We start from the raw sequence: 23,679 nt of genomic DNA, 5'->3' as shown, positions 1-23,679 counted from the left end.
TAACTCTCAGCCTCTTTTTCATTTGAATAGCAATTAGATGTTCTCGCCAGCCAGCTTCAAGGCTTGATCTAGGACAGCTGCACCGTTTCCTCTACCATAAGCCAACGTGTCAATGACATCTACAGGGATACCATAGGGAGCTGCAATTTCGGTTACTGCCTTTTTACGCATCCGCACTTGAGGTCCGAGCAAAATAGCAATCACAGAATCTGTAACGGCTTCTAGCTCTTCCTTGATGGTGCTTTCGGGGATGGCTTCGATGTTCAGCTCTATGGATCTTGCTGTTGCTTCTTTTTTCATTTTAGAAACCAAAATGGATGTGGACATACCCGCAGCACATGCCAAAATAATTTTTTTCATATTTGAGCGCCTCCAGAATTCATTTTTAACTATTTATACTCTTCATCCAGATCAGCAATAAATGAGCGTTCCTTGATAGCGGCTTGATACCAGTAGCCGGATTTCTTCAAATGCCGACTTCGATCATTGTCAAGGTTAATTTCCACCAGTCCATAGCGATTTTTAAAAGCATTCATGGGAGAAACGTTGTCTGTAAAGGCCCACAGCATATAACCTGTACAGTTGGAGCCCGCTTCTACAGCTTGTAATGTGTAGTATAAATGCTCAGTTATAAAGTCAATACGATAGTCGTCCTGAATAATGTGTTCCTCATTTTTGAAAGCAGCTTCATTCTCAATGCCCATACCATTTTCCGCGACAAACCACTCGATATTGTGATATTCGTTCTTGATACGCATTCCCATATCGTAAATGATTTTCGGATAAATCTCCCAGCCCCGTGACTTGTTCATTCTTTTACCCGGAAGATCAAAATGCTCATAGTAGTAAGAGGGGTGAAAGGGGGTGTTTTCGTTCCACGCTTTACTCTGTGCTTTTACCCGGTGGGGATAATAGAGATTGATCCCGACGTAGTCAACGGTATTTTCCTTAATGACTGCCAGTTCTTCCGCTGTAGCTTCAAATGTAATATCATGCTTGCCCATGAGATCGAACAATTCTTGCGGGTATTCGCCTTTAATAAGCGGGTCCAGAAATACTCGATTGTAAAATAAATCATACACATGTGCGGCATACTGGTCATGAGGGGCGCTTGATCGGGCATAAGTGACTTCGGGATTCAGAATAACGCCTATTTTAGCCCCTTGCTGACTATAGTTTTTTGCTTTGAAAAGCTGTACGCATTTCGCGGTAGCCAGCGTTTTATTATAGTTCCATTGCATCCACTTCCGCGTATTTTGTTCATAGGGATAGCGAAGGGCATCTAGATAGACACGAGTCTGTACAACAATGGGCTCATTAAACGTAAACCAGTGCTTGACCCGATCGCCGTACCGTTCAAACACTTTCTCCGCATATTTTACAAACAGCTCCACCACATGCTTGGAAGACCAGCCCTCATATTTGTCCAGCAAATAGGCGGGTACCTCATAGTGTTCTAGACAAATCATCGGCTCGACTCCGCTTGCAATCAGCTCATCAATGACCCGGCCCATATAATCCGCATACGTTTCATCCACCACTACATTCTCATAATCCGTTAAGAAGCGGGACCAATTAATAGAAGTACGATAATGGGTTAAACCAATCTGCTTCATCAGCGCAATATCTTCGGTATAGCGATTATAAAAGTCGGTTGCAACCGCGGGTCCATATCCATTGTGCCAGACATAGCGGTCATATTTGTACCATTGGTCTAGGTATGAGTCCTGACCTTCTTTTTTACCGCTCCAGCCCTCTGTCTGCCAAGCGGAAGCCGCTGCACCCATAATGAAATTCGACGGAATTTGTATCGTATGTTTAGCCATGACATGTTTCTCCTTTTCATTGAATAAAGAATGCGTTTTCAATTAATTGATGTATTTCTATAGTAACGCATTATTCAGCCGTTCGCTTGTTGGCAATTTTGACGAATGGGAAATAAATGATAATGGCTACCACAATACAAATGATCTGAGTTACGACGGCGCCAATGCTTCCACCTGTAGACAGGTAGGCATTAATAATAGGCGGAGTAGTCCATGGAACCATGACGACGGCTTTACCTGCAAATCCAAGCAACGTCGAGAAGTAACCAATCGTTCCTGTGATGAGCGGAGTAATAATGAAAGGGATAGCCATCAATGGATTCAGCATAATCGGAAGTCCAAAAATGACAGGCTCATTAATATTAAACAGACCCGGACCCAATGAAAGCTTTGTTATTTCCTTCATATCTTCACGCTTGGAAGCGATCATAATACAAATCAAGAGGGCCAGCGTAATTCCTGAACCACCGATACTCATGTATACGTCCCAGAAAGGCATCGTAATAATGTTCGGAATGGGCAGTCCTTGCTCATAAGCAGTCATGTTGACGGTAATCGCGCCAAGTAGCAGGGGTTCACGAATGGGCTTTACCATTTGGTTCCCGTGAATACCGATCACCCAGAAGATTTGCGCAACCAGCATCAGCACCAGTATACCTGGCAGTCCCTGTACTACGGTCTCCAGAGGTTTTTGCACCACATTATAGACGGCATCGTACAGGTAGAGACCTGTAAACTTATGAAAAAAGAATCCAAACATTGAGAAGACAGTCACCGTAATAATGGTAGGAATGAGTGCCGAGAAAGAAACGGCCACATTGCTGGGAACACTCTCAGGCATTTTAATTTTTAGTTTATCGGACTTGCCCAGTTTGCTGTATAGCTCAACGGATAGGATGCTTATGAAAATACCTAAAAACAAGCTCTTGGTATCCGTAAATTGACGGGCTATGACGTCTGTTACTTTTTGCATGTCACCGTTAACCATCAACTCTATCGTGGTCGGTGTCACAGAGATAAAACAGATTAAAGCAAGCAAACCGGGGAAGAGATTTTTCTCACCGTTAATTTTTCCTAGCTCTAGACCAATCATGAAAATAGCCAGAATGGTAAGGATATTCAAGCTGGCATAGTTAATGCCTGAGAAAATCGGTTTGTACTCAGCCAGGAATGAGAATGGCCTAAAATGGGCCAAACCATTGACCGGGTCCATGACCATATTGGAAATCAGTACAGCAAAGGCACCGACAATAATAACGGGCATCAATGTGATAAAAGCTGATTTGATCGCTATAATATATTTAAAATTGTTGATTGCATTTGCTACCGATGTGAGGCCGTCAACCAGTTTGTCTTTGAAAGCCATAAGATAGCGCCCCTCCCTCTACGATTTCGGTACGAATTGATCAATGCGTTCATACAGGTCTACAAACTCTGAGGCCATATCGCGAATGGTGATGGCATTCATCAAATGATCTTGAGCATGTACCATCATGACGGACATCTCTGTTTTTTCACCTGCTGCTTCCTTGCGGATGATTCTGGTTTGAATTTTGTGGGAGGACACCAGTTCTTTTTTTGCTGAGGCTAATTCTTCTTTGGCTTCACGGAATTTCCCCGCCTTTGCAAGCTCAATCGCTTCCATGGCCGAGCTGCGTGCATTCCCTGCGTATAATATAATTTGGAATACAATCTCTGTATCATCCATGTCCTCCATGTTCACGTCGTGCTCTGTAGATTCATCATTATTCACGTGATCTTCTCTCCTTTCAATCTTCCCTTCGTATAGCTATTATAATTTGGAATCGCTTTCAACATAACGCACATTATTTCCTCTTCTTAACGGAAATAAATCGTTCTTCATACTCCTCATGTTCAACAATTTTTATGCAACACTTCTATGAATTCTGTATACGACTTGCAGCGAATAAGCTGCTGGACGAGCTGTTCATTATTTAAAATATCAAGCAAAATATGATACATAGTCTGTAAATCTTCTGATTTAGTACGCTGTATGCAGAGCATACAAATAAATTGTACCGGCTTGCCGTCCCAGTCGATAGCTTTTTGTAATGTACAGATGGCCCAAAACGTAGAATCTGCGAAAGGTTCCATCGGATGCGGGATCGCGACAAAGTTGCCAAATGAAGTGGGGGAAACGGCTTCACGCTCTATTACAGATTGCAGCAGGGGGCCTTTTACAAGATCTGCTTCGTGTATTTTTTTGGCTATAAATTCAAGCACTTGGAGTTTGTTCTCAAACTTCTGCTGAAGAAAGACCAATTTTTTTCGTACATACTGCACAGCAGGAAGTCTGGCCTCAGAAATGGCTTGCTCAATTTTAGTAATATCGGAACCGCCTAAAAATGTATTCACATGGATCATGGGGATAGAAAGCGGTTCTGAAATGGGGATCGTGCTAATAACAAAGTCCAGTGTATCCAACGGCATTTGTTTCAGCTTATAAAATTCAGTGGTTCCCACGATATCCAACCTGGAACCGAAGACCGATTGAAGCTTGTAATACAGCAGCTTAGCGCTACCGAGTCCAGAAGCACATACGATCATACATCTTTTGGGCGCGTCCTCCATTTTCTTTCTTTCCATCGCGACTCCGATATGAATGGCTAAATACCCAATTTCATTTTCCTCGATGTGTATATGAAGCCGCTGCTTGATGACCTCCGCAGCAATGATACCTGCTTCAAAGGCAAGCGGGTAATTGGCTTTGATTTCATCCAGCATAGGATTACGCAAATTCATTCCGTATTGATAGCGGTTAATCACCGGTTTGAGGTGAAGGCAAAAAGCAATCAGCAATTCTTGATCGTTTTGAATGTTCATTTTCAACTGCTGATCAATTTGGTCAAGTATTTCAATAGTCAGTTCGTAGATATCTTTATCAATGATCTTTTTAATCTCCACTTCATCCATACGGGCACTAACGACGGTCCTTATACCCAACAGGTGAACAGCAATGTACGCAACTTCAACAAGTGGAAAGGAGTACTTCATGTTTTGTTCCAAGGCGGATACGATCTCAGTCGCCACCCTAAACTCTTTTTGCGCTTCGATTTTTTTCATCTCTTGAGGATAATACGAAACATACCTTTCTTCGCGAATACGCTTACATGCTATAGCAATATGAATGACCAGATTGTTCAGGGCAATGTCCGACAGCTGAATATCATTGATCTCAATACGATCCAGAATCACTTCTCTTATGAATTCCATCTCTTCGTTAGAGATCAGAGGAGGGGGGGACATCTGCTGGTTGCCTATTTCATCTATCCTATTAAATATATAGTCGGAAATGCAATAACGCAGCCTGGCCTCATTACCTTTGACTCGAATACCATGATAGGGTCTATTCTCCAGGGAAAGTCCGTAAGTTGCCAATAACTTGCGTAGTTCTTTGAGGTCATTCTGTAAAGTAGATCGACTAACATACAGGATCTCGGCTAAATCATCAAGTTTAACATATGCATTGGTAAGCAACAGCTTTTTCATTAAAAAACGATTTCTGGCTTCAGAAGAATTCGCTAATGGATAGGGTACATTATTTTCATAATCCTTTAATTGCTTCAGCAGATGATGAAATGCTTGTTCGTCCCGAACCTCTAACTTGTAGCCCGTTCCTTTAAGGGGTTTAACTGCTGCTCCATGCTTTGACAACAGCGCACCCAATTCCTTTAAATCCGTTCGTATCGTTCGAGAAGATACCTTCAATGCATTTGCCAAGTGTTCTCCATTGACCATCTGTTCAGCAACCAATATACGAAGAATATCAAAAATACGCACAACGAGCCCCCTTTCTTAGCTGTTCTGATGAACAGTATACAACGGTTAGAGCGTAACCAAAAGAAGGGTTGACAACAGCGTAAATCCTAGATGACCTTGACACACCAGCAGATTCAGAGATATAGTAGACACAATAAGTCTTTGATTGAGGTGTAGTTATGAAATTTACAAAAGCTACAAATTATGCACTGCACACCATGCTCATGCTCGTTGCTGATTCGTCGGTTAAGCCGGTAGGTGTTCAGCAATTGGCCGAATCCCAAAATGTTTCACCAACTTATCTTTCAAAAATTTTGACGAGGCTTGTGAAGGCTGGAATGATCGAATCCGTTTCTGGAGCCAATGGAGGCTATCGCCTATCCCGTCATAAAGATGATCTTACTTTTTTGGATATTATCCATGCCATTGAAGGTACGAATTCTTTGTTTGAATGTGATTTTGTCCACGGATCTGAGTGCCTGATTCAAACTGTAATGAGGGAAGCAGAGGAGAAAATGGAACGACATCTTAAAAATACGAAATTGGTCGATTTGGCGCAAAAGCAAACGCAAGTTTAAAAGTAAGCGACTTTATATAGAAAGAGGGTGGTTGCCAGTTATGTAAAGCGTTTTTTTGGTTTTATTACAGATATAAAGAGTCTTTAATATCTTCGAAAAGGAGTTGGGTGTTATGCTGTACGATTGCGCTATTATTGGTGGAGGGCCCGCCGGATTGAATGCAGCCCTCGTGCTGGGCAGGGCAAGAAGAAATGTGGCTTTGATTGATAATAATCGGCCCAGAAATGCGGTTACGCATGCGTCGCATGGTTTTATTACGAGAGACGGCGTAACGCCAGCCGAGTTCCGCCGTGTAGCTTATGAGGAAGTGCTGCGTTATCCGTCTGTCCATCATCTGCAAACCGAGGTTGTTTCGATTACGAAAAACGAATCCGGATTTGAGGTGCTTGATTCGTCAGGCCTTCGCGTTCAAGCGCGAAAATTGATATTAGCGACGGGCGTAAAGGAGATATTCCCCGAGATCGAAGGTTTTTATCCGTTATACGGGAAAAGTCTGTTTAATTGCCCTTATTGCGACGGCTGGGAGTTGCGGGATCAACCGCTTGTCCTTGTCTCTGAATCGGCGGCTATATATCATACAGCCAAACTACTCCTTAATTGGAGCAAGGATTTGATCGTATGTACGAACGGTCATGCATCCCTGTCGGAAGAACAAAAAGAACGGCTTCAATCCAAGAGAATTGTGGTAATGGAGCAACCTGTTTCAGCGTTCATCGGTCACAATGGGCAGCTGGAGCATGTGCGCTTTACGGATGGCACTCAAGTCCCGAGGGTCGGCGGTTTTGTGTCTCCCCAGTTTGTACAAAGTACACCGTTTGGAGAACGTTTGGGCTGTGAAAGAACGGAGTCGGGCGGGATCAAGACGGATGAAGCGGGGAGAACCTCCATACCCGGTGTATATGCTGCCGGGGATTCATCGTACTTCATGCCTTCTCAGTTGATTTTTGCCGCGGCCGACGGCAGTCGAACCGCTGCGAGCGTAAATATGGATTTGACAGAGGAAGATTTCAGCGAATGACGAGAAATTGGAATATTCTATATGGAATCTGATGATAGAAAAGGCCGCCAACATGGCGGCTTTATTCTAAAATCATTGAGAGAGCAAGCAATAATAAACCAATGATCATAGGTCATTTCAAGGCTAAACAAGATCTTCTTTCAATAACCTCTGTATTCACAAGAACCTGAGTATGATGCCTCTGATGATTGTTATGCCTCTCCATAAGCAAGTTTACAGCAGTTCGGGCCAAAATATCCTTTTTCACATGAATGGTTGTGAGTTCCGGGCTAATGACCTTGGCCTCATGAATATTATCAAACCCCATGACGGAAATTTGTTCAGGCACTCGAATGTTCATTTCCTGAAACGTTTTAATGGCACTGATCGCCATATAATCATTTTCGCAAAATAGGGCTGAAGGTAGCTCATTCAATTCATGAATAGCTGTTTTAAATGCGTCCTGTGACATCACAAGCATGGGATGCATATCAAATATAAGCCCATTTTCTATGGAAAGATTGTGCTCCTCTAAAGCTGCCATAAACCCTTCCTTTCGTTTTTTAAAGTTAAGAATTCTGGTACTGGATTGTACGTATCCTATCTTTCTGTGTCCTGACTGAATTAAATATTGGCCTGCCTGATATCCACCAAGATAGTTGTTAATAGATACGAAACTGGCGTCGACGTGTTCAAAGTAGGTATCTAGAATCACGATATTGGAATGAATGGATTGTATAGAATGAATAATCTCGGAAGTTAAATTGGTGCCAAGCAGAAGTATGCCTGAAGAAGGCTGATCTTTTTCCAAAGCAGATAATTCTTCTTCGAGGCTATGGCTATCAAAAGACGAAAAAATCAAGGTGTTTCCATGTTCTCTCACCTGATTGGTAATATGATGAATTAATTCATTGAAAAATGGAAGTGAATCATAATGCTCTGTTACGATGTCTGTATTTTTACAGGCCACAAAGCGTATCACATGATGATTTTTAATGACTTCCTTGCTTGTCTTCATGGTGCGTGGTTTATATCCATGCTCTTGGGCTATTTTTAGAATTTGCTCCTTGGTTTCTTCACTGACTCCGGGTTTGTTATTAAAAGCAAGAGAGACAGCAGATTTCGAAACACCTGCAAGCCTTGCAATATCATCAATTTTCAATGTGGAACCCCCTATTGAACTAAACTACATAAATTATATCATTACTCTACAAGAAAGTTTAGATTATAAACTAAACTAAACTAAATAAATGAAAAGAAAAAAATGTTGACCTTTTATTATTTATAGTGTTAATATGCAAGTGTAAAGCGCTTTAATTTAGTTTATTTGCGAAAAAACATATAAATTTAGTTGTTTATTTTAGTTTTTTGTTTAGGGGAATTTGTGAATGTAGCAAGAAAGGAAAGGTGATTCATTTGAGTTTAAACATTGCTGAAAATCAAAGAAGTTTTACAAAAGAGGACAAACCTTTTTTTTATTTGGCAGATACGGTTTGGAGTGTATTTACCAACGCGACGATAGAGGAGTGGAGCGATTATCTTGACTATCGGAAGATGCAAGGTTTCAATGTGTTGCAAATCAACATGCTCCGACAATGGGACGCAAGTGAATCGGATCTGAATCTACAGCCGTTTGCATTACTGGAAAATGGGGATTTCGACTACCATACATTAAACGAAGCTTATTTTGACCGGGCAGAAATCATGTTGAAAATGGCTGTAGAGCGTGGATTTGTTCCGGCACTGGTTCTGTTGTGGTGTAACTATGTACCGGATACATGGGCCGAAATGTTCCAAAAGGGTAACAAAATGCCATTTGAATGCGTTGAACCCTATGTAACGTACGTCGTAAACCGTTTTTCTCCATTTGATCCTATTTTTCTGGTTAGCGGGGATAGTGATTTTCCGACTGAACGCGCCAATTCCTATTATTTAAAAGCACTGGACATTGTACAACAATTAAGCCCTGCAAGCTTAACTACGCTGCATATTCAAGGGAGATTGAGAGAAATTCCTCCAGCCTTTGAGAAACACAAGGGTCTTGGATTCTATATGTATCAATCAGGACATAATTCCGAGTTTCAGCATGTGGGCCATGAGATTGCTCAACATTTCTACCATAAGCCGGATATACGGCCTGTCATTAATGGAGAGCCATGTTATGAACAAATTAGTTATAGCCGCAATGTGTATGGCAGATACACAGCACTGGATGCCAGAAAAGCAGCATGGCAAAGCCTCCTTGCAGGCGGGGGTGCGGGCATTACCTACGGAGCACATGGCATTTGGAGCTGGCACAAAAAAGGAAAGAAATTCGGCATTGTAGAAGGGGAAGGATTCGATAGTCCCTATGATTGGAGAACAGCATTGCGATTTGAGGGCGCATGGGATTATTCCTTTATTAAATATTTGTTTGAAATGTATAACCTGATTGGCATAAAGCCGTTGGATATTGTTTTAAACAAGACAGAGGAAATCAGAGCTGCGGGGAACGAGAATACCCTTATCTTGTATGTCCCGGTTAACACGAAGGTGCGGCTAAGTATCAACGTGCAGGATTACAAGTTTACAACGATTGATTTAGCCGGGAAGCGGTTTGCCCAAACTGACGTGTCCGTCCAAAAGGATCAATCGGTGCTAGACATGCACAGCTTTGAAAGTGATGTTGTCATCATCGGAACGAAATAAAAACAGAGAAGAATGTGGATGGAGTGAAGCAACATGTGGAAAATCGGCGTTATTGGAACGGGATATTGGTCGGAAAAACATATAAAAGCATGGCAGTTTATCTCGGATGCAGAAATCAAAGGATTTTGTGATCGAAATTAAGATTTACTTTTTCAAAAAGCAGCTCAATTCCATATACCTACTGAATTGGGAGAAGTGCCGTAATTGTCGCAGTTATAGCACATCCAGCTACTACGGATAGAAAAATAGAAAGCGCATCCAAGAAGGAGTGAACATGATGGATCATAAAAAAACAGCCAAAGAAGTATTAAGTGCCGTGGGCGGAAATGAAAATGTGAACAGTGTCATTCACTGTGTCACTCGATTGAGATTTAAACTGAAGGATAATCTATTGCCAGATAAAGAAAAGATCAAGCAGATTGACGGTGTCATTACCGTTGTGGAAAGTGGTGGCCAATTTCAGGTGGTCATCGGAAATGAGGTTCCCAAAGTATACGAAGCTCTTTTGGATACAATGGGAGTAAAGCATGGAGATCAAATGGTTGAAGACGATCAAAAAAATGAAAAAGCGAGCCTATTTAGCCGCTTTGTCGATGTAATTTCAGGTGTGTTTATGCCCGTTGTGGGTGTGCTCGCTGCTGTGGGGATTCTAAAAGGACTATTGGCTTTATGCACATCCCTGGGCTGGATGACTGATCAGATGGGCACGTATAAAATTTTATATGCGACAGCAGACGCAATGTTTTATTTCTTTCCGGTTATTCTAGGGTTTTCAGCAGGTAAAAAATTTGGAGGAAACCCGTATCTGTCTGCCGTTTTGGGAGCAGCGATGGTGTACCCGACCATTACTTCCGCCTTTACGGATAAAACGGCGCTGTCCTTTTTGACCATACCTGTCGTTCTGATTAATTATACTTCTTCTGTTATACCTATCATTATTGGAGCGTTCTTGGCAGCAAAGGTCGAAAAAATGATAAGTAAGTTTGCACCTGCCTCCATTAAAATGTTCATGGTGCCTTTTCTGACCTTGCTCATCATATCACCGCTTGTTTTTCTGGTTGTCGGACCGATAGCAACTATAATCAGCGATGGGTTAGCCAAAGGCTCTATGTGGATTTACCAGTTAAGTCCGGCTGTAGCTGGTCTCGTTCTAGCCGGGTTCTGGCAGGGCATCATTATCTTCGGTCTGCATTGGGCGTTCATTCCAATTCTCCTGAATAATGTAGTTACGAACGGGTTTGATCCGATTAACGGTATGCTTTTCTGTACGACTTTTGCGCAAACAGGTGCGGCATTTGCCATCGCTTTGAAATCACGGGACCCTAAATTAAAACCTATCGCCACTTCTGCCACAATTGCGGGTTTGATGGGGGTTACTGAACCAGCTATTTACGGGGTTACTTTACCCGCTAAAAAACCGTTTATTTTAGCCTCGATCGCTGGAGGTATAGGAGGAGCTGCTGCAGGCTTACTCGGCTCAACGGCATATGGATTTGCTTCAGGCGGCATTTTTGGTATACCTCTATTCATTAATCCAAAAGGCATGGATGCAGGTTTCATCGGCTTTATTATATCTTTGGTTGTAGCTTTTGTAGTCGCATTTATTTTGACCTATCTTTTTGGTTATAAAAATGCAAAACCTGCGTCTGAGATTAAAATTGCAGATGAAAACAAAGAAGAAGAAAAAGCGGTATTCAGTCCTCTACACGGTGAATTGATTCCTTTAACTGCAGTAAAAGATGAAGCTTTTTCCAGCGGTGCGATGGGCCAGGGGGCCGCAATTATTCCGAAAGAAGGAGTAGCCTATGCTCCATTTAACGGAACTGTTGTTACCGTTTTCAAAACCAAGCATGCCATCGGGCTTATTTCTGAGGATGGAGTTGAACTGCTCATTCACATTGGAATTAATACGGTCAGCTTGAAAGGAAAACATTTCACTTCCTTTGTATCTGAAGGGGATACGATTCAAAAAGGGGACAAGCTGGTTGAATTTGATCCCAAGGCTATAGAGGATGAAGGATATGATATTACCACATCCGTCATTGTAACCAATACAGCCGTGTACACGGATATTTTAGTTGAAGATCCCAAGGATATTCATGCAGGAGACCGCTTACTAAAGATTAGATAGATTCCAATATTCCATAATAAAAAAGCAAGTTAAAGCTGACGATGACCCGTATATAAAAAGGGTTGTCGTCAGCTGTTTTTTAGTTACCTCACACCCAGCGTATTCATCATCTGCCTGAAGGAGCGCACATATTTATCCGGTGCCAACAGACTAACGATTCGTTCCAGCCCTTTCCTGCGGATAGATTCGCGTTGAGGTACGTTGTTCATCAGGTCTAGTCCTTCCAGTATCGCCTGCAAGATGTCCCCCTGCTGATAAAATTTACCGGTTTCGTTGTGGTCAATGAATGCTCGTACTCCGTCTGAATCAGAGCTTAATACCGGGCAACGACAGGCCATCGCCTCAGCAACCGCATAGCCGAAGCCCTCTACCAGCGAGGTCGATAGCAGGTAGCCGCCTGAGTCGCCAATCATGGAGTAGTACAGGGGCATTTGGGCATGAGGTACGCTTTTAAAACGCTCGATAATGGAGGACATGCCAAGCTGAGCAAGCATGTTCTCGAATTGTATTTTATCCTCCGGCTGAGACAAGGTGTCATCATAAAACATCCAGATTCGAAGATCAGCACGGTTTTGCAGCATCCAGTAAGAAATGTCGACAAAATGCCTCCAGTTCTTGTTGGGCTCCAATCGCCCAACCCAGGCAATAATCGGATTGGTTGGAGGAGTGTTAGATACATAATTAAATACGCTGGTATCCAGTACGTTTGGAAACACGTAGCGATTAAGCCATGGACACATGCTGGAGAATAAATTCACTAAATGAGTCGTATCTGGCAGGAGCACCGCATCGGCGTACTTTTGAAGATATGGAGCCGCATCCGCGACTACCCATGCCGCTTCCTCGTGTGGGCCAAAGCCTTGCGATTCATAGATTAATACCCCCTGATAGCCCAACATTCGCAGTCTGGGGAGCATGGGATAGTCCGAAGAGACGATAATTGCATCATAGCGATGAGCCTCCACCAGTTTTCGAATTTCTTCTTCAGAAGAGGTCATGAACACTGGAATATCGCCGTGTAGGTTTTGCATCCCCGTCCCCTGCTGATAATAGAGAAGGTGACACTCAATCCCGTCCTGCATGAGCACTTTACAGCGTTGGCGGTTCAAGGTTTCCACACCGCCGCTGGGTATATAAAAAGTAAATAGAACTTTGATCTCAATAACCTCCTTTGCCAAACGCAAGCTCCTATACCAAGTTATTCAACCCACAGGACGGGGTGTGGGTTTCTATGGAAGCCTGGATTGAATCAGCGCATAATTATGGCTAAGGCGAGGGTCTTCCGGGGAGTGCTCTGTTGCTTCTCTCGCAAATTCACAAGCTTTGTGTAAAAGGCCTAACTCGTAGCAAGCGAGGGCACCAAGATCATACAGTGTGGCGTCCCAGCAAAAATCCTCTTGCATGTACGTATCCGGTCGTGTTGAAATATGCAGCGCTTCTTCGACCATATGATAGACGGCGGGCCAGTTCCGTGTATGATAGGCCAGCTGAGCCATTTCCGTGTAAGGTTCACGTAAATACGGCGCTTCCGCAATAGCCCGGTATAACCAACGCGTTGCCTCCTGCCATTGTTCACTTGCCTTATAGGCTCTAGAAATAAAGCGCATCGAAGCGCTGCGTTCATCTGCCCAGCGTGCCTGCGGCATGGCAAGATGTTGTTGCAGTGTAGCAATGCACTCGTCCCAACGGCCATGATACATATATTCCCGCCCCAAGTAATGCATGTTGCGGTCATCCTCAGGAAACTCGCGTACAGACTGCTCCAGCAGTGGAAGGTATTGGCTGCGGGACTTGTGCGGATCGGGATCATGATACAAGCGTAGCTGGTCGGATCGGATGCTGCGTTCTTCACCCTCCCCGATATATTCAAGCACCTCGTGAACCGGGCGTACCCAGCGGTAACCGTGACGAGTGTGTATTTTTTCTTTCCAGAACCATGTATAAACGGTATCTTGCCCAGGCTGTCCATGTGTAAAGGCATATAGCATCCGGGTAGTTCCTTCCCTCCAGTTGCGTTCCAGCCGCGACCGCCAACCTTCCTCCCAGACTTCGTCCAGATCCGTACAGACACAAATATCTATATCGTCAGGGACCAGCCGTAGGGACTCATTGCGAGCCTTGTCAAAACGCCAAGGAGTTACCTGGATACGATGCACCTCTGCACCCGCTTCGCGTAGCAGAGAAACGGTATCGTCTGTAGAGCCGGTGTCCGCTACAATGACAACATCGGCTTCACGCATGGTGTGCATCCATCGTTTGGCGAATCGGGCTTCATTTTTGCTAATGGCATAGACAGCTATCTTGTACCGATTCGATTGTTGCATTCCGCTTGCTCCTCCTTTGACGTACTTAAAGATTGAGGGTTGAGTATGGGGGACATCTCTATTGGGGAGGATTCAGGATTGAGCTGAAAAATTGTCGATTATGCAGGACATGCGGGTCGTTGGGAATATACGTGGCAGCTTGCTCGTTGTGCCAATTCGCACGTGTGTAATCCTTCAGCCGAAAATGGCAAATGCATAGCTGGATATGAGGAAACCACGTTTGGTACGCGTCCTGTACTGGGCCCATCGTGTCGGGAGGATTGAGAGTGGTAGCCATGTCGTACCAATAAATAGCTTTGGTAATCTCATTTTTATGCAAAAAATAATGACCTATCCGACAGCATAGATCTGACCTGGGTGTATCGAAGGTCAAACTATGGAGAGCCGCGGTAATACTTTGCTCCAGCTTGCCCAGTTGTTGCAGGCAGTCGGCCATTTTGCTACATGCACTAATCGCATCCTCTACCCAGCATTGTCCGGTATCCAGAAAATTCCGGTAAGCCTGCACGGCCTGCTCATATCTTTCATTATCTCTTAACTCGTTAGCGTAATAGTAGAGGTCACGAGGAGAGAAGGCATGACCTTGGGCGAGCAACTTCTCATAAATTCGCAGGTTTCGCCCTGGAGAGGCCGTGTGTGTTCTAGTGTGAGTTATGGCGATATCGGCATGTTGAATATTCCCGTCAACGGCGAGGTACTCATGCACGGCTCCATGCCAACGGAACCCGGCTGACCTTCTGATCAAGCGGTTTCGGCGAAAATGTAGGGTGACATTGCCGTGATCATCAAAGGCATAATGATAATTCATAGACACAGAATCGACGGTTGGTACAGCTGAGGAATCAAGGGTTTGCTTTAGCTCAAGCAGCTTAACAGCATCCTGCTCCTTCAAAATATCATCGGCATCAAGCCAGAGAATGTACTCCTGCGTAGCTTGCTCAAACGAATAGTTACGTGCAAGGGCAAAATGATCTACCCATTCAAATGGAAAAATTCGATCTGTAAAGTTGCGACATATGTCAATGGTCCGATCCTGTGAACCTGTGTCCACGATATTGATCTCATCCACAATATGATGGACCGATTCCAGGCAACGGCCAATGGTATGTTGATCATTTTTGACGATCATGCACAGGCTGATACTGATCAATTGAGCATCACTCCTTTGGGAACCATTTAAGGATTCCGATCAAACATAAAGTTGGATTTAAAAGAGGTCTGATTTATAGAAGCCCTGCCGCAATCGCGGCAGGGCATGGATGACAAAGCCTTAACATGCTGTGCGGCTTTGTCGATAAGGTATGGTACATCGCTTAAAAATGATGTGACAGAAAAAGGAGGTTAGAGTCCGGTAGGCCCCGTAGGTCCAGTCGGCCCTGTAGGTCCGGTAGGTCCAATCGGTCCTTCTGGGCCTGTGTCTCCTGTTGGTCCAATCGGTCCAGTCGGCCCTGTAGGTCCAGTAACACCAGTGTCACCCGTAGCGCCAGTAGGTCCGACAGGTCCGGTAGCACCTGTGTCGCCCGTGGCGCCAGTAGGTCCGATAGGTCCAGTAACACCAGTGTCGCCCGTGGCGCCAGTAGGTCCGACAGGTCCAGTAACACCAGTGTCGCCCGTGGCGCCAGTAGGTCCGACAGGTCCGGTAGCACCTGTGTCGCCAGTGGCGCCAGTAGGTCCGATAGGTCCAGTAACACCAGTGTCGCCCGTGGCACCAGTAGGTCCAGCAGGTCCGGTAGCACCAGTATCACCCGTGGCTCCTGTAGGTCCCGTGTCGCCCGTAGGTCCGACAGGTCCAGTAGCGCCTGTGTCGCCAATAGGCCCGATCGGTCCGATTGGTCCAGCAGGTCCGGTAACACCAGTGTCGCCCGTGGCTCCCGTAGGCCCGACAGGTCCGGTAAATCCAAGGCCGAATGGTCCAGTCGGTCCAGTCGGCCCCGTAGGCCCGGTATCGCCAGTAGGCCCGATAGGTCCGGTAGCACCTGTGTCACCCGTGGCACCAGTAGGTCCGACAGGTCCGGTAGCACCTGTGTCACCCGTGGCACCAGTAGGTCCGACAGGTCCAGTAACACCAGTGTCACCCGTGGCGCCCGTAGGTCCGACAGGTCCGGTAACACCAGTGTCGCCCGTGGCACCGAGCAGGTCCAGCAGGTCCAGTAGCAGTGTCGCCGTAGCGCCAGTAGGGTCCGACAGGTCCGGTAACACCGGTGTCGCCCGTGGCACCAGTAGGTCCGACAGGTCCAGTAACACCAGTGTCGCCCGTGGCACCAGTAGGTCCGACAGGTCCAGTAACACCAGTGTCACCCGTGGCACCAGTAGGTCCGACAGGTCCAGTAACACCAGTGTCGCCCGTAGCGCCAGTAGGTCCGACAGGTCCAGTAACACCAGTGTCCCCCGTGGCACCAGTAGGTCCGACAGGTCCAGTAACACCAGTGTCACCCGTAGCGCCCGTGGGCCCGACAGGTCCGGCTGGTCCTACAGCTCCAGCTGCACTTGCTTTAACAAGAGCAATAGAATCAATGGCTACATCAGCAGTGTTAGCCAAGGCATTTTTACTAATAACCAAAAAGGCATAGGCTGCGTTGGCTGGAACAGGAGCTGTTACTTCATATAGGCTTTGCCATGTTCCGTTCACAGCGTCTGGCAATGTGCCTGAGCTCAAATAGGTAGTTAGCCCTGTGCCAAGGAAGCTAAAGGCTGCGTCATAGTAATACAGAAATATGTTAACTTGAGGACTGGACAGGCTTCCTACTTTTGCAGCTGAAAGGCTTAATGTATAGCTTTCGCCTGGTGCAGCAAAAACGACCTGGGAAAGAGATGCATCTACTGCGCCTCCTGCCAGGATCGCACTATAAAAGTTTGTCTTTTTTACAGATAAGTTAGTGACAGTCACATTGACAGAGCTCCAAAAAAGGGTTGATCCGATCTCGAAGTCGCCGTTAGAAACTAGATTGGTAAACAATACACTCATCGCTTTTATACACTCCCTTCACACGTTGTAATGATAGTAGATGCGAATCCATATCCTAGCGAACCGTACAAGTTTCCGAGGGCAGATGTGTATTTTTGTGTTCACATTTCAGACACATTATTTTAAGCTTCTATTTAAGTGACGTTAAGCTGGAGTTATATGTGGGGGATTATCATTAGAATTTAAAAGTGTAGCATAAGGTGCGGGGAGACCGCTCCGCGAAGGCTTTGAGCTTCCGATCGCTGTTGCTGTAGGATTCTTCTTTGATTAGATAAGACATATAAAGGTAAGAATCCTACAGCAAAGGCGAACGCTGGCGCTTCTCCAGCTTCAAATCCTCTGCTTCGCTGCTACCCGCTACTCATGCAACATTTTAGGTGGGAGGGAAGTAGGGGAGCAGCAGGGAGAAGATTACGATAAAAGAAAGGGTGGAACATGTGCTCAAAGTGCAGCAGGTGAGCAAGTGGTATGAGGGCAACCGGGGTGTACATAAGCTGGATTTTGAAATGCAGCGCGGTGAAATTGTTGGTTTCCTGGGGCCGAATGGTGCGGGTAAAACGACGACGATGCGCATGATTACAGGGTATCTTCAACCCAACGAGGGAGTGATTACGATTGACGGTATCCCGATTCAGGATAAGGGCAGACAGGCCCGTTCCAAAATCGGTTATCTGCCGGAGACTCCCCCTTTGTATGAGGATATGTCCGTAAGATCCTATTTAAAGTTTGTAGCTAGTATTCGGGACGTGCCTGCGAGAGAGCAGAAGCTGCGTATTTCGGAGATGATTTCCAGGCTAGGACTGAATGGGCGGGAAAAACAATTAGTCCGCAGTTTGTCCAAAGGGTATAAACAGCGCTTGGGACTGGCAGGTGCGATTATTCATAACCCGGATTTATTGGTACTGGATGAACCGACCTCAGGTTTGGACCCCAATCAGATTTTGGAGATTCGTCAGCTCATTCAGGAGATTGGCGAAAATCATACGGTATTGCTAAGTACGCATATATTGCCTGAGGTGGATGCTTTGTGCAATCGTGTTCTCATCATCCATGAAGGGAAACTGGTCATGGATGGGCGTCCTGACGCGCTCGGCGGTTCGATGGAAGATGGATTCAAGGTGAAGGTGGAGGTTAAAGGCAAGCGTGAGCAGGTGCTGGATGTCCTGCGTACTTGGGGAAAAGTAGAGGTTGAATCTATGGCGACCACGCTGCCTTCAGCGAACACGAATCTGACTGCCGCAGAGCCAGATATGACCGGATTGCTACTCACAGGAGCCTCCGGTGAGGATTTTCGCGAAGAACTATTTTATGTGTTGTCTGATGCGAAGCTTCCAATTTTGGAGATGAAAAAAGAAAACCTTAGCTTGGAAAATATCTTCCAGCAGTTAACGACCCGCGAGACGGAAGAAGGTCAGGTCAGCGATCCAGCAGTACAAGACCTACATTCCTCGGATACTGCAGCACCTACGGCCATCACGGTGGAGCACGGAGAAGCTGCGTCCAGCGACGATAAGGCTGAAAAAGATAAGGATACAGGAGGTAATCGGTCATGAGGCGTTTGTTCGCGGTCTGTCAAAAAGAGCTGCAAGCCTATCTGTGGACACCAACGACGTATTTTGCGCTTGCAGTGTACATGCTGCTGACGGGGTTACTTTTTTACACAAATTTTGTTATGTATCAGCCTAGCATTCTGGACTATCGACTGGTACTCGGTGACACCTTGTCCATGCTGGTGTTCGTCGTCCCATTGCTCACGATGAGGCTGGTTGCGGAGGAATTCAGGCAAGGTACGGATGAACTGCTGCTTACCTCACCTGTGAGTGTGACGGAAATGATCGTAGGTAAATTTTTGGCGTCGCTGGGCATGTTGCTCATATTGGTGCTGTGCAGTCTAGCGTATCCGGTCGTGATGTCCTTTTATGGGAAGCTGGATTGGACGCTGGTATTAACATCTGTGATCGGTCTGTTCATGCTTGGCGCAGCCATGATGGCGATCGGCTTATTCGCTTCGACGCTTTCACAGCATCAGATGATGTCGGCGGTCGTCAGTTTTATTATTTTACTTGTGTTCTGGATGCTGGATTCGTTTGGTGGACAGACGGGTGCATCTGCGGCGGTACAGCAATGGCTGGAACCTTTTTCACTAACCGCACGGTTTGACAGTTTCACCAAAGGATTGCTGAATGGAGCCGATGTGATGTACTACGTGACGGTGGCGGTGCTCTTTTTGCTATTCAGCATCCAAGTGGTTGAACGGAAACGGTGGAGGTAATGAATATGAAAAAATGGCTGGGTCATACCAATAGTGTGGTACTATCGATTGCTGCTGTAGGGATTTTTATTTTATTGACGTTATTTCTGCGGTCGTTAGGTGGCTTTCAACTGGATCTGACGGCAGGCAAGCAGTATACGCTGTCTGACCAAACGTTGACGACCATCCAGGGTGTAAAGGAAAACGTACGGCTCATTGCTTTTACCGTATCCACTTCACAAAATCAGAAGCTGAACCGGGATGTTACGGATATGCTGAATGAATACGCCAAGCGTAACAACAAGCTCAAGGTCGAGCAATACGATCTGAATCAGGAACCGATACTGGCCAAGCAATATGGTGTTACTGCAGCGTCTATTGTGTTGGTGCAGGGGGAGAAGAAGCGGGTTATAGATATTGGGAGTCTATTTACGCAAGCTCAGGGGAGTGGTGAAGGGGCATACCAATTTACTGGGGAAGAAAAGCTGACTAGTGGACTGCTGGGATTATCATCTACCCGTCAAGGGAAAGTAGCCTTTCTAACTGGACATGAGGAAATCCCATTGTCCCAAATGACTGAATTAAGTAGCTCACTGTCACAAGATAATGTGAAAACAGAGGAAGTTCAGCTCAATCAGGCGGGGAGCGTGCCCAAAGATGCGTCTGTATTGGCTATTGTCGGACCAGAACGTGATATCAGTGCAACGGAACTGAAGAGTATTCGTACGTATCTGAATGATGGCGGAAAGCTTTTTATGGCACTAGGCTTTCACCCGAACATGGGGTCCGATTGGAAAAACCTTGATGCATTAGCGGCTGATTATGGAGTGAAGGACACTCATGCCATCGTGGTGGATCAGGAACAGACGAATACACTTGGACCTCTATGGACGGTTCCTACCTTCGGCAGTCATGCGATCACCGACAAGTTGGCGGCTTCCAATCTGTACCCGGTTCTTTCACTGTCTATTGCTTTGCAGGCAGGAGAGCAGAAGGATTGGAAGACGACGCTTTTGATGAAATCTTCTGCAGCCAGCTATGGCGAAACGAATATCCAAGGGCTGCTGAACAACGAAACGCAGAAGGATGACAAGGACCCGCAGGGGCCGCTGAATCTCGGTTATGCGGTAGAAGGGAAAGACGGCAAGCCCAAAGCCGTTATTCTCGGAACGTCTGCCCTTTTAAGCGACACTGAGATCAACACAGGAGGCAATCGAGACTTTGTGCTGAACAGTCTGAATTATGTGCAGGAACATTCTGATGGGCTTACCATTCGTCCTCGTCAGGAGCAGGATTATAAGGTAGCTTACTTGACTCCTGCACAAGCAAAAACGATATTGACCATATCTGTCATCGGATTGCCGTTGCTATTCGCGGTCATCGGAATCTTATTATGGTGGAGGCGAAGAAGAGCATGAGAAAATGGATACCCACAGTGCTACTGTTAGTTGTATTGGGAGCGGGTATAATCTATGCAAAGAGCCAAAACTTCTTTCGTGAACAAGCGCCGGCGGCTCGCCAGCTGGTTCAGCTTACGCAAGAGAATATTACGTCTTTCGCGATCACAGGAAAGGACGGCAAGTCGGTGGAACTTGAACAACATGATGGTCAATGGAGTATGAGCAAGCCACGGACTTACCCGCTAAACCAATATACAATAGACAATTGGCTAGCAGCGATTCAAAATGTAAAGTTGGGTGAAGTGGTGGAATCTTCCCCTACAGACGTAGCCAAATATGGGATCAGCGCTACCCATGATCAGATTGAGATTAAGACCAAGAAGGGCGACGTTCGTACCTTTGCCTTCGGTGAAACGTTGCCTTCCGGAGATGCTGTTTATGTATTATCAGACAAAAAAGAGATAGCTTCTGTACCTATAGATACACTTTCAGGGTTGTTGCTGGGTGCTGATGATTTTATAGATACAACGCCGTTCGATTGGGACGATACCAAGCTGAGCGGAATAGAGTGGGAAGGCCAAAATTCTTCATGGATGCTCAAATCCTCCGGTAACAGCGGAACCGGAGACAGTGCTTCCACATCTTGGACGCTGAACGGAAAGTCAGTAGCCAATGACACGGCGACTTCCCTCTCGCAGCAAATCAAAAACCTGGCTAGCAGTCAGGCCTTGCGCAAAGCCTCCGAGCTGAGCAAGCCTGTTCACCGCTTTACGCTGAGTATATCGCTGGGTAAGGATGATTCCCAGCTGGTCTATCAGGGCTGGACGCTTAACGATGATCCAGATACCGTATGGGTTGTGCCGCCACAAAGTAACTGGGCTTATGGTCTGTCAGTATCTGACGTGAACCGTACTGAACAGAATGGCCACGACCAAGCTCAGACTGGAAAATAATCATTAGAAATTAAATTAGCGCACAAAGAGGCTCCAACGGCGGATGATCGTCGTCTGGAGCTTCTTTGTGTTCGTTATTCGTCAGGTTTGCTGCTTTTGGAAGAAGAGCTGTTATTGTCGTTTAAATCTTGGATAACCTGAATCAGCTCATGAAGTGAGAGATCCAGCTTATCCAGCTTTTCTTCCATCGTGTGCAGGATGTGCCGCAACAAAATAAAACAAAGTCCAGCCGGAAAGCCTACGTTGGTAACCAGAGAAAGAGCATCATCCATTTGCAATGTATTCCCTCCTTTTTAGCCATATATAAAGGAAGGTAAATTAAAAGAACCATATACAACTGCATGTAAAAATAGTATAATAAATAAGAACAAATGTTCTGTTTTGGTTGTAAAATAGGTTTGCAAATTACCCTATAGTATGAGGATTTAGAAAAAGTCAAATCCAAAGAGAAAGGGTAATTTACAATGGATAAGTCTCAGCTAACATTGGTGGAACAATATCGAAAGAAGCTGTACCGCATTGCCTGGAGAATCCAGTATCGTGCTCGGGTACAAACCAATCATGAATTTGTAATGGAAAAGAACGAAGCCGTCAGCGCCCCATCTTTTACAGAATCTTCAAACTCTAATATGTACACACTACAGCTTATCAACTCTCTACCTTCTGAGATCGGAAAAATGATCATCTTTGACCTTTACATACTAGACAAAACCGAAGCACAGATTGCAAAAGAGTTAAAGCTATCCCAACAGGCGGTGAATAAATGGAAAAAGAAAATGCTCAAAGAGTTATTTCGGATGCTGAGTTCGTCCAATTGCTAAAATTAGTACGAAGTGGAGATCAGGAGGCCATGTGTAGGATACTTCAATTGTTCGAGGAAGACATTCAAAAGACCAGTCGGTATATTCGTATGTCCCGTGAAGATGCTGTCCAAAGCATTGTGACTGATTTTATAGAAGAACTGCAACAAGAGTTAAAGACAGTAAAAAGTGGACAATGGATATAGCCTTGGCTATCCTTATCCGTAGGTTTACTTATTTAACGGAGGGCTTATAAGTTTATGAGTGATAACAGGGCTTCTTTTGAAAAAAGTATGAAGATGTACCCAGTCAACAGTATTCGTTCCAATGTCATCATTCTTGTTTTATTACTGTTAGATCTGTTTCTAGTTATCCCCTTAGTGGGAAATCCATACATTGCAGTTTACGTTTATGTATTGTTGCCACCGATTGTTATGATAAACATTTGGGCCCTTGTACTGGTCATCATGCCACGCAAATTGCAGTTGAATTACGTTTTATTCCGTGGTGTATTTGGTTTGGTTTGTTCTATTGGCTTCATGATCATGACACAAAAGTTTGCTTATGGCATGTTGGATCTGGATACTCCATGGTATTTTGTAGGTTCTTTTGCCCTTTATGGAGTGGCCTTGTATTACTTTATAAAATATAATTTAACGAAATTCAAAGATCCTTCAAATCATAGGAAGAAACCAAAGTTTAAGGAAAAAAACAAAAGAGCGCCTGTAGTAACTATCACCACATTTACTGGGGCTGGTTATCTGATAGCTAATGTTTCCCTCGGATTCGCTACACAACAATTAGTTGCCACAGTATTGATAAGTGTATACTCGATGCTGGCATGTGTTCTTTTTCATTTTATTATGGATATACACCGCTACTATTGGCTTCATAAGCTGAGGAATCAGACAACGGATTGAACACAACGAATGCCTTACAAAGTATTATTTCTATCAAGATGTTTTGTAATGAAAAAAAGCCTGCAA

General features: G+C 45.0%; 21 protein-coding genes and 2 pseudogenes. 11 read left to right on the top strand and 12 right to left on the bottom strand.

Annotated elements, in window-relative coordinates:
* Positions 1–33: 33 nt before the first annotated feature.
* From NSS66_RS19010 to NSS66_RS18990, 5 genes are all read right to left on the bottom strand, one after another.
* Positions 34–360: a PTS sugar transporter subunit IIB gene (locus NSS66_RS19010; protein WP_023990091.1), complete on the bottom strand. Its 327-nt coding sequence runs from the start codon at positions 358–360 to the stop codon at positions 34–36.
* A gap of 29 nt (positions 361–389) precedes the next feature.
* Positions 390–1,826 carry a glycoside hydrolase family 1 protein gene (locus NSS66_RS19005; RefSeq protein ID WP_068941793.1) on the bottom strand — a complete coding sequence of 479 codons (1,437 nt, stop codon included), beginning with the start codon at positions 1,824–1,826 and terminating at the stop codon, positions 390–392.
* A gap of 70 nt (positions 1,827–1,896) precedes the next feature.
* Entirely contained in the window at positions 1,897–3,192 is a 1,296-nt protein-coding gene (locus NSS66_RS19000) for a PTS sugar transporter subunit IIC (protein WP_028541485.1), read from the bottom strand.
* A gap of 18 nt (positions 3,193–3,210) precedes the next feature.
* Positions 3,211–3,579, bottom strand: coding sequence for a PTS lactose/cellobiose transporter subunit IIA (locus NSS66_RS18995; protein WP_049828407.1), 369 nt, complete (start codon positions 3,577–3,579; stop codon positions 3,211–3,213).
* A 122-nt stretch (positions 3,580–3,701) separates the two neighbouring features.
* On the bottom strand, positions 3,702–5,627 hold the full coding sequence (locus NSS66_RS18990) for a BglG family transcription antiterminator (protein WP_340959551.1): 1,926 nt from the start codon (positions 5,625–5,627) through the stop codon (positions 3,702–3,704).
* A 158-nt stretch (positions 5,628–5,785) separates the two neighbouring features.
* Between NSS66_RS18990 and NSS66_RS18985 the strand changes: the two genes are divergently transcribed.
* On the top strand, positions 5,786–6,184 hold the full coding sequence (locus NSS66_RS18985; RefSeq protein WP_023990086.1) for an Rrf2 family transcriptional regulator: 399 nt from the start codon (positions 5,786–5,788) through the stop codon (positions 6,182–6,184).
* Positions 6,185–6,296: 112 nt separating this feature from the next.
* Positions 6,297–7,202, top strand: coding sequence for an NAD(P)/FAD-dependent oxidoreductase (locus tag NSS66_RS18980; protein ID WP_340959550.1), 906 nt, complete (start codon positions 6,297–6,299; stop codon positions 7,200–7,202).
* Between the two features lie 112 nt (positions 7,203–7,314).
* Here NSS66_RS18980 and NSS66_RS18975 read toward each other — a convergent pair whose 3' ends face one another.
* A complete protein-coding gene (locus NSS66_RS18975) occupies positions 7,315–8,343 on the bottom strand; it encodes a LacI family DNA-binding transcriptional regulator (protein ID WP_071558315.1) in 1,029 nt (342 codons plus the stop codon).
* Between the two features lie 245 nt (positions 8,344–8,588).
* Between NSS66_RS18975 and NSS66_RS18970 the strand changes: the two genes are divergently transcribed.
* Both NSS66_RS18970 and NSS66_RS18965 read left to right on the top strand, forming a co-directional pair.
* Positions 8,589–9,869 (top strand): apiosidase-like domain-containing protein, encoded by a 1,281-nt coding sequence (locus tag NSS66_RS18970; RefSeq protein WP_209943511.1) that lies wholly within the window; start codon positions 8,589–8,591, stop codon positions 9,867–9,869.
* A 277-nt stretch (positions 9,870–10,146) separates the two neighbouring features.
* Positions 10,147–12,000, top strand: a complete 1,854-nt coding sequence (locus tag NSS66_RS18965) for a beta-glucoside-specific PTS transporter subunit IIABC (RefSeq protein ID WP_340959612.1) — start codon at positions 10,147–10,149, stop codon at positions 11,998–12,000.
* 83 nt (positions 12,001–12,083) lie between these two features.
* Here the strand turns inward: NSS66_RS18965 and NSS66_RS18960 are convergent, their stop codons facing one another.
* The 5 genes and pseudogenes from NSS66_RS18960 to NSS66_RS18940 form a co-directional block, all read right to left on the bottom strand.
* Positions 12,084–13,178, bottom strand: coding sequence for a glycosyltransferase family 4 protein (locus tag NSS66_RS18960; protein WP_340959549.1), 1,095 nt, complete (start codon positions 13,176–13,178; stop codon positions 12,084–12,086).
* A gap of 51 nt (positions 13,179–13,229) precedes the next feature.
* Positions 13,230–14,324, bottom strand: coding sequence for a tetratricopeptide repeat-containing glycosyltransferase (locus NSS66_RS18955; RefSeq protein WP_340959548.1), 1,095 nt, complete (start codon positions 14,322–14,324; stop codon positions 13,230–13,232).
* A gap of 58 nt (positions 14,325–14,382) precedes the next feature.
* A complete protein-coding gene (locus NSS66_RS18950) occupies positions 14,383–15,474 on the bottom strand; it encodes a glycosyltransferase (protein WP_340959547.1) in 1,092 nt (363 codons plus the stop codon).
* Between the two features lie 263 nt (positions 15,475–15,737).
* Positions 15,738–16,830: pseudogene (locus NSS66_RS18945) on the bottom strand (collagen-like protein); the annotation flags it as partial.
* 45 nt (positions 16,831–16,875) lie between these two features.
* A pseudogene (locus NSS66_RS18940) lies at positions 16,876–17,289 on the bottom strand (NTTRR-F1 domain); the annotation flags it as partial.
* 437 nt (positions 17,290–17,726) lie between these two features.
* On the opposite strand from NSS66_RS18940, the gene NSS66_RS18935 reads away from it, so the two are divergent.
* Genes NSS66_RS18935 through NSS66_RS18920 form a run of 4 tightly spaced genes read left to right on the top strand, consistent with a single transcriptional unit; the run spans position 17,727 to position 21,893 of the window.
* A complete protein-coding gene (locus NSS66_RS18935) occupies positions 17,727–18,842 on the top strand; it encodes an ABC transporter ATP-binding protein (protein WP_076295622.1) in 1,116 nt (371 codons plus the stop codon).
* Positions 18,839–19,561: an ABC transporter permease gene (locus NSS66_RS18930; protein WP_028541495.1), complete on the top strand. Its 723-nt coding sequence runs from the start codon at positions 18,839–18,841 to the stop codon at positions 19,559–19,561. Before NSS66_RS18935 ends, NSS66_RS18930 begins: the two co-directional genes overlap by 4 nt.
* Before the next feature lie 5 nt (positions 19,562–19,566).
* On the top strand, positions 19,567–20,958 hold the full coding sequence (locus NSS66_RS18925; RefSeq protein ID WP_076159732.1) for a GldG family protein: 1,392 nt from the start codon (positions 19,567–19,569) through the stop codon (positions 20,956–20,958).
* Positions 20,955–21,893: a DUF4340 domain-containing protein gene (locus NSS66_RS18920; RefSeq protein ID WP_023990073.1), complete on the top strand. Its 939-nt coding sequence runs from the start codon at positions 20,955–20,957 to the stop codon at positions 21,891–21,893. Before NSS66_RS18925 ends, NSS66_RS18920 begins: the two co-directional genes overlap by 4 nt.
* 74 nt (positions 21,894–21,967) lie before the next feature.
* Here NSS66_RS18920 and NSS66_RS18915 read toward each other — a convergent pair whose 3' ends face one another.
* Entirely contained in the window at positions 21,968–22,171 is a 204-nt protein-coding gene (locus tag NSS66_RS18915) for a hypothetical protein (protein ID WP_023990072.1), read from the bottom strand.
* 186 nt (positions 22,172–22,357) lie between these two features.
* Here NSS66_RS18915 and NSS66_RS18910 point away from each other — a divergent pair, with 186 nt between their 5' ends.
* From NSS66_RS18910 to NSS66_RS18900, 3 genes are read left to right on the top strand one after another with little or no spacing between them, the layout of a single operon-like run.
* Complete coding sequence (locus NSS66_RS18910; protein WP_075154684.1) at positions 22,358–22,714, top strand: hypothetical protein; 357 nt, start codon at positions 22,358–22,360, stop codon at positions 22,712–22,714.
* Positions 22,657–22,899 carry a helix-turn-helix domain-containing protein gene (locus tag NSS66_RS18905; protein ID WP_071642683.1) on the top strand — a complete coding sequence of 81 codons (243 nt, stop codon included), beginning with the start codon at positions 22,657–22,659 and terminating at the stop codon, positions 22,897–22,899. Before NSS66_RS18910 ends, NSS66_RS18905 begins: the two co-directional genes overlap by 58 nt.
* 54 nt (positions 22,900–22,953) lie before the next feature.
* Positions 22,954–23,613 carry a hypothetical protein gene (locus tag NSS66_RS18900; RefSeq protein ID WP_076295577.1) on the top strand — a complete coding sequence of 220 codons (660 nt, stop codon included), beginning with the start codon at positions 22,954–22,956 and terminating at the stop codon, positions 23,611–23,613.
* The last annotated feature ends 66 nt before the right edge of the window (positions 23,614–23,679 follow it).

It is taken from the genome of Paenibacillus sp. FSL R10-2748, assembly GCF_038005565.1.
GTDB lineage: Bacteria > Bacillota > Bacilli > Paenibacillales > Paenibacillaceae > Paenibacillus > Paenibacillus polymyxa_B.
The sequence above is the reverse complement of the archived record's forward strand: the minus strand, read 5'-3'. Positions and strand labels throughout refer to the sequence as shown.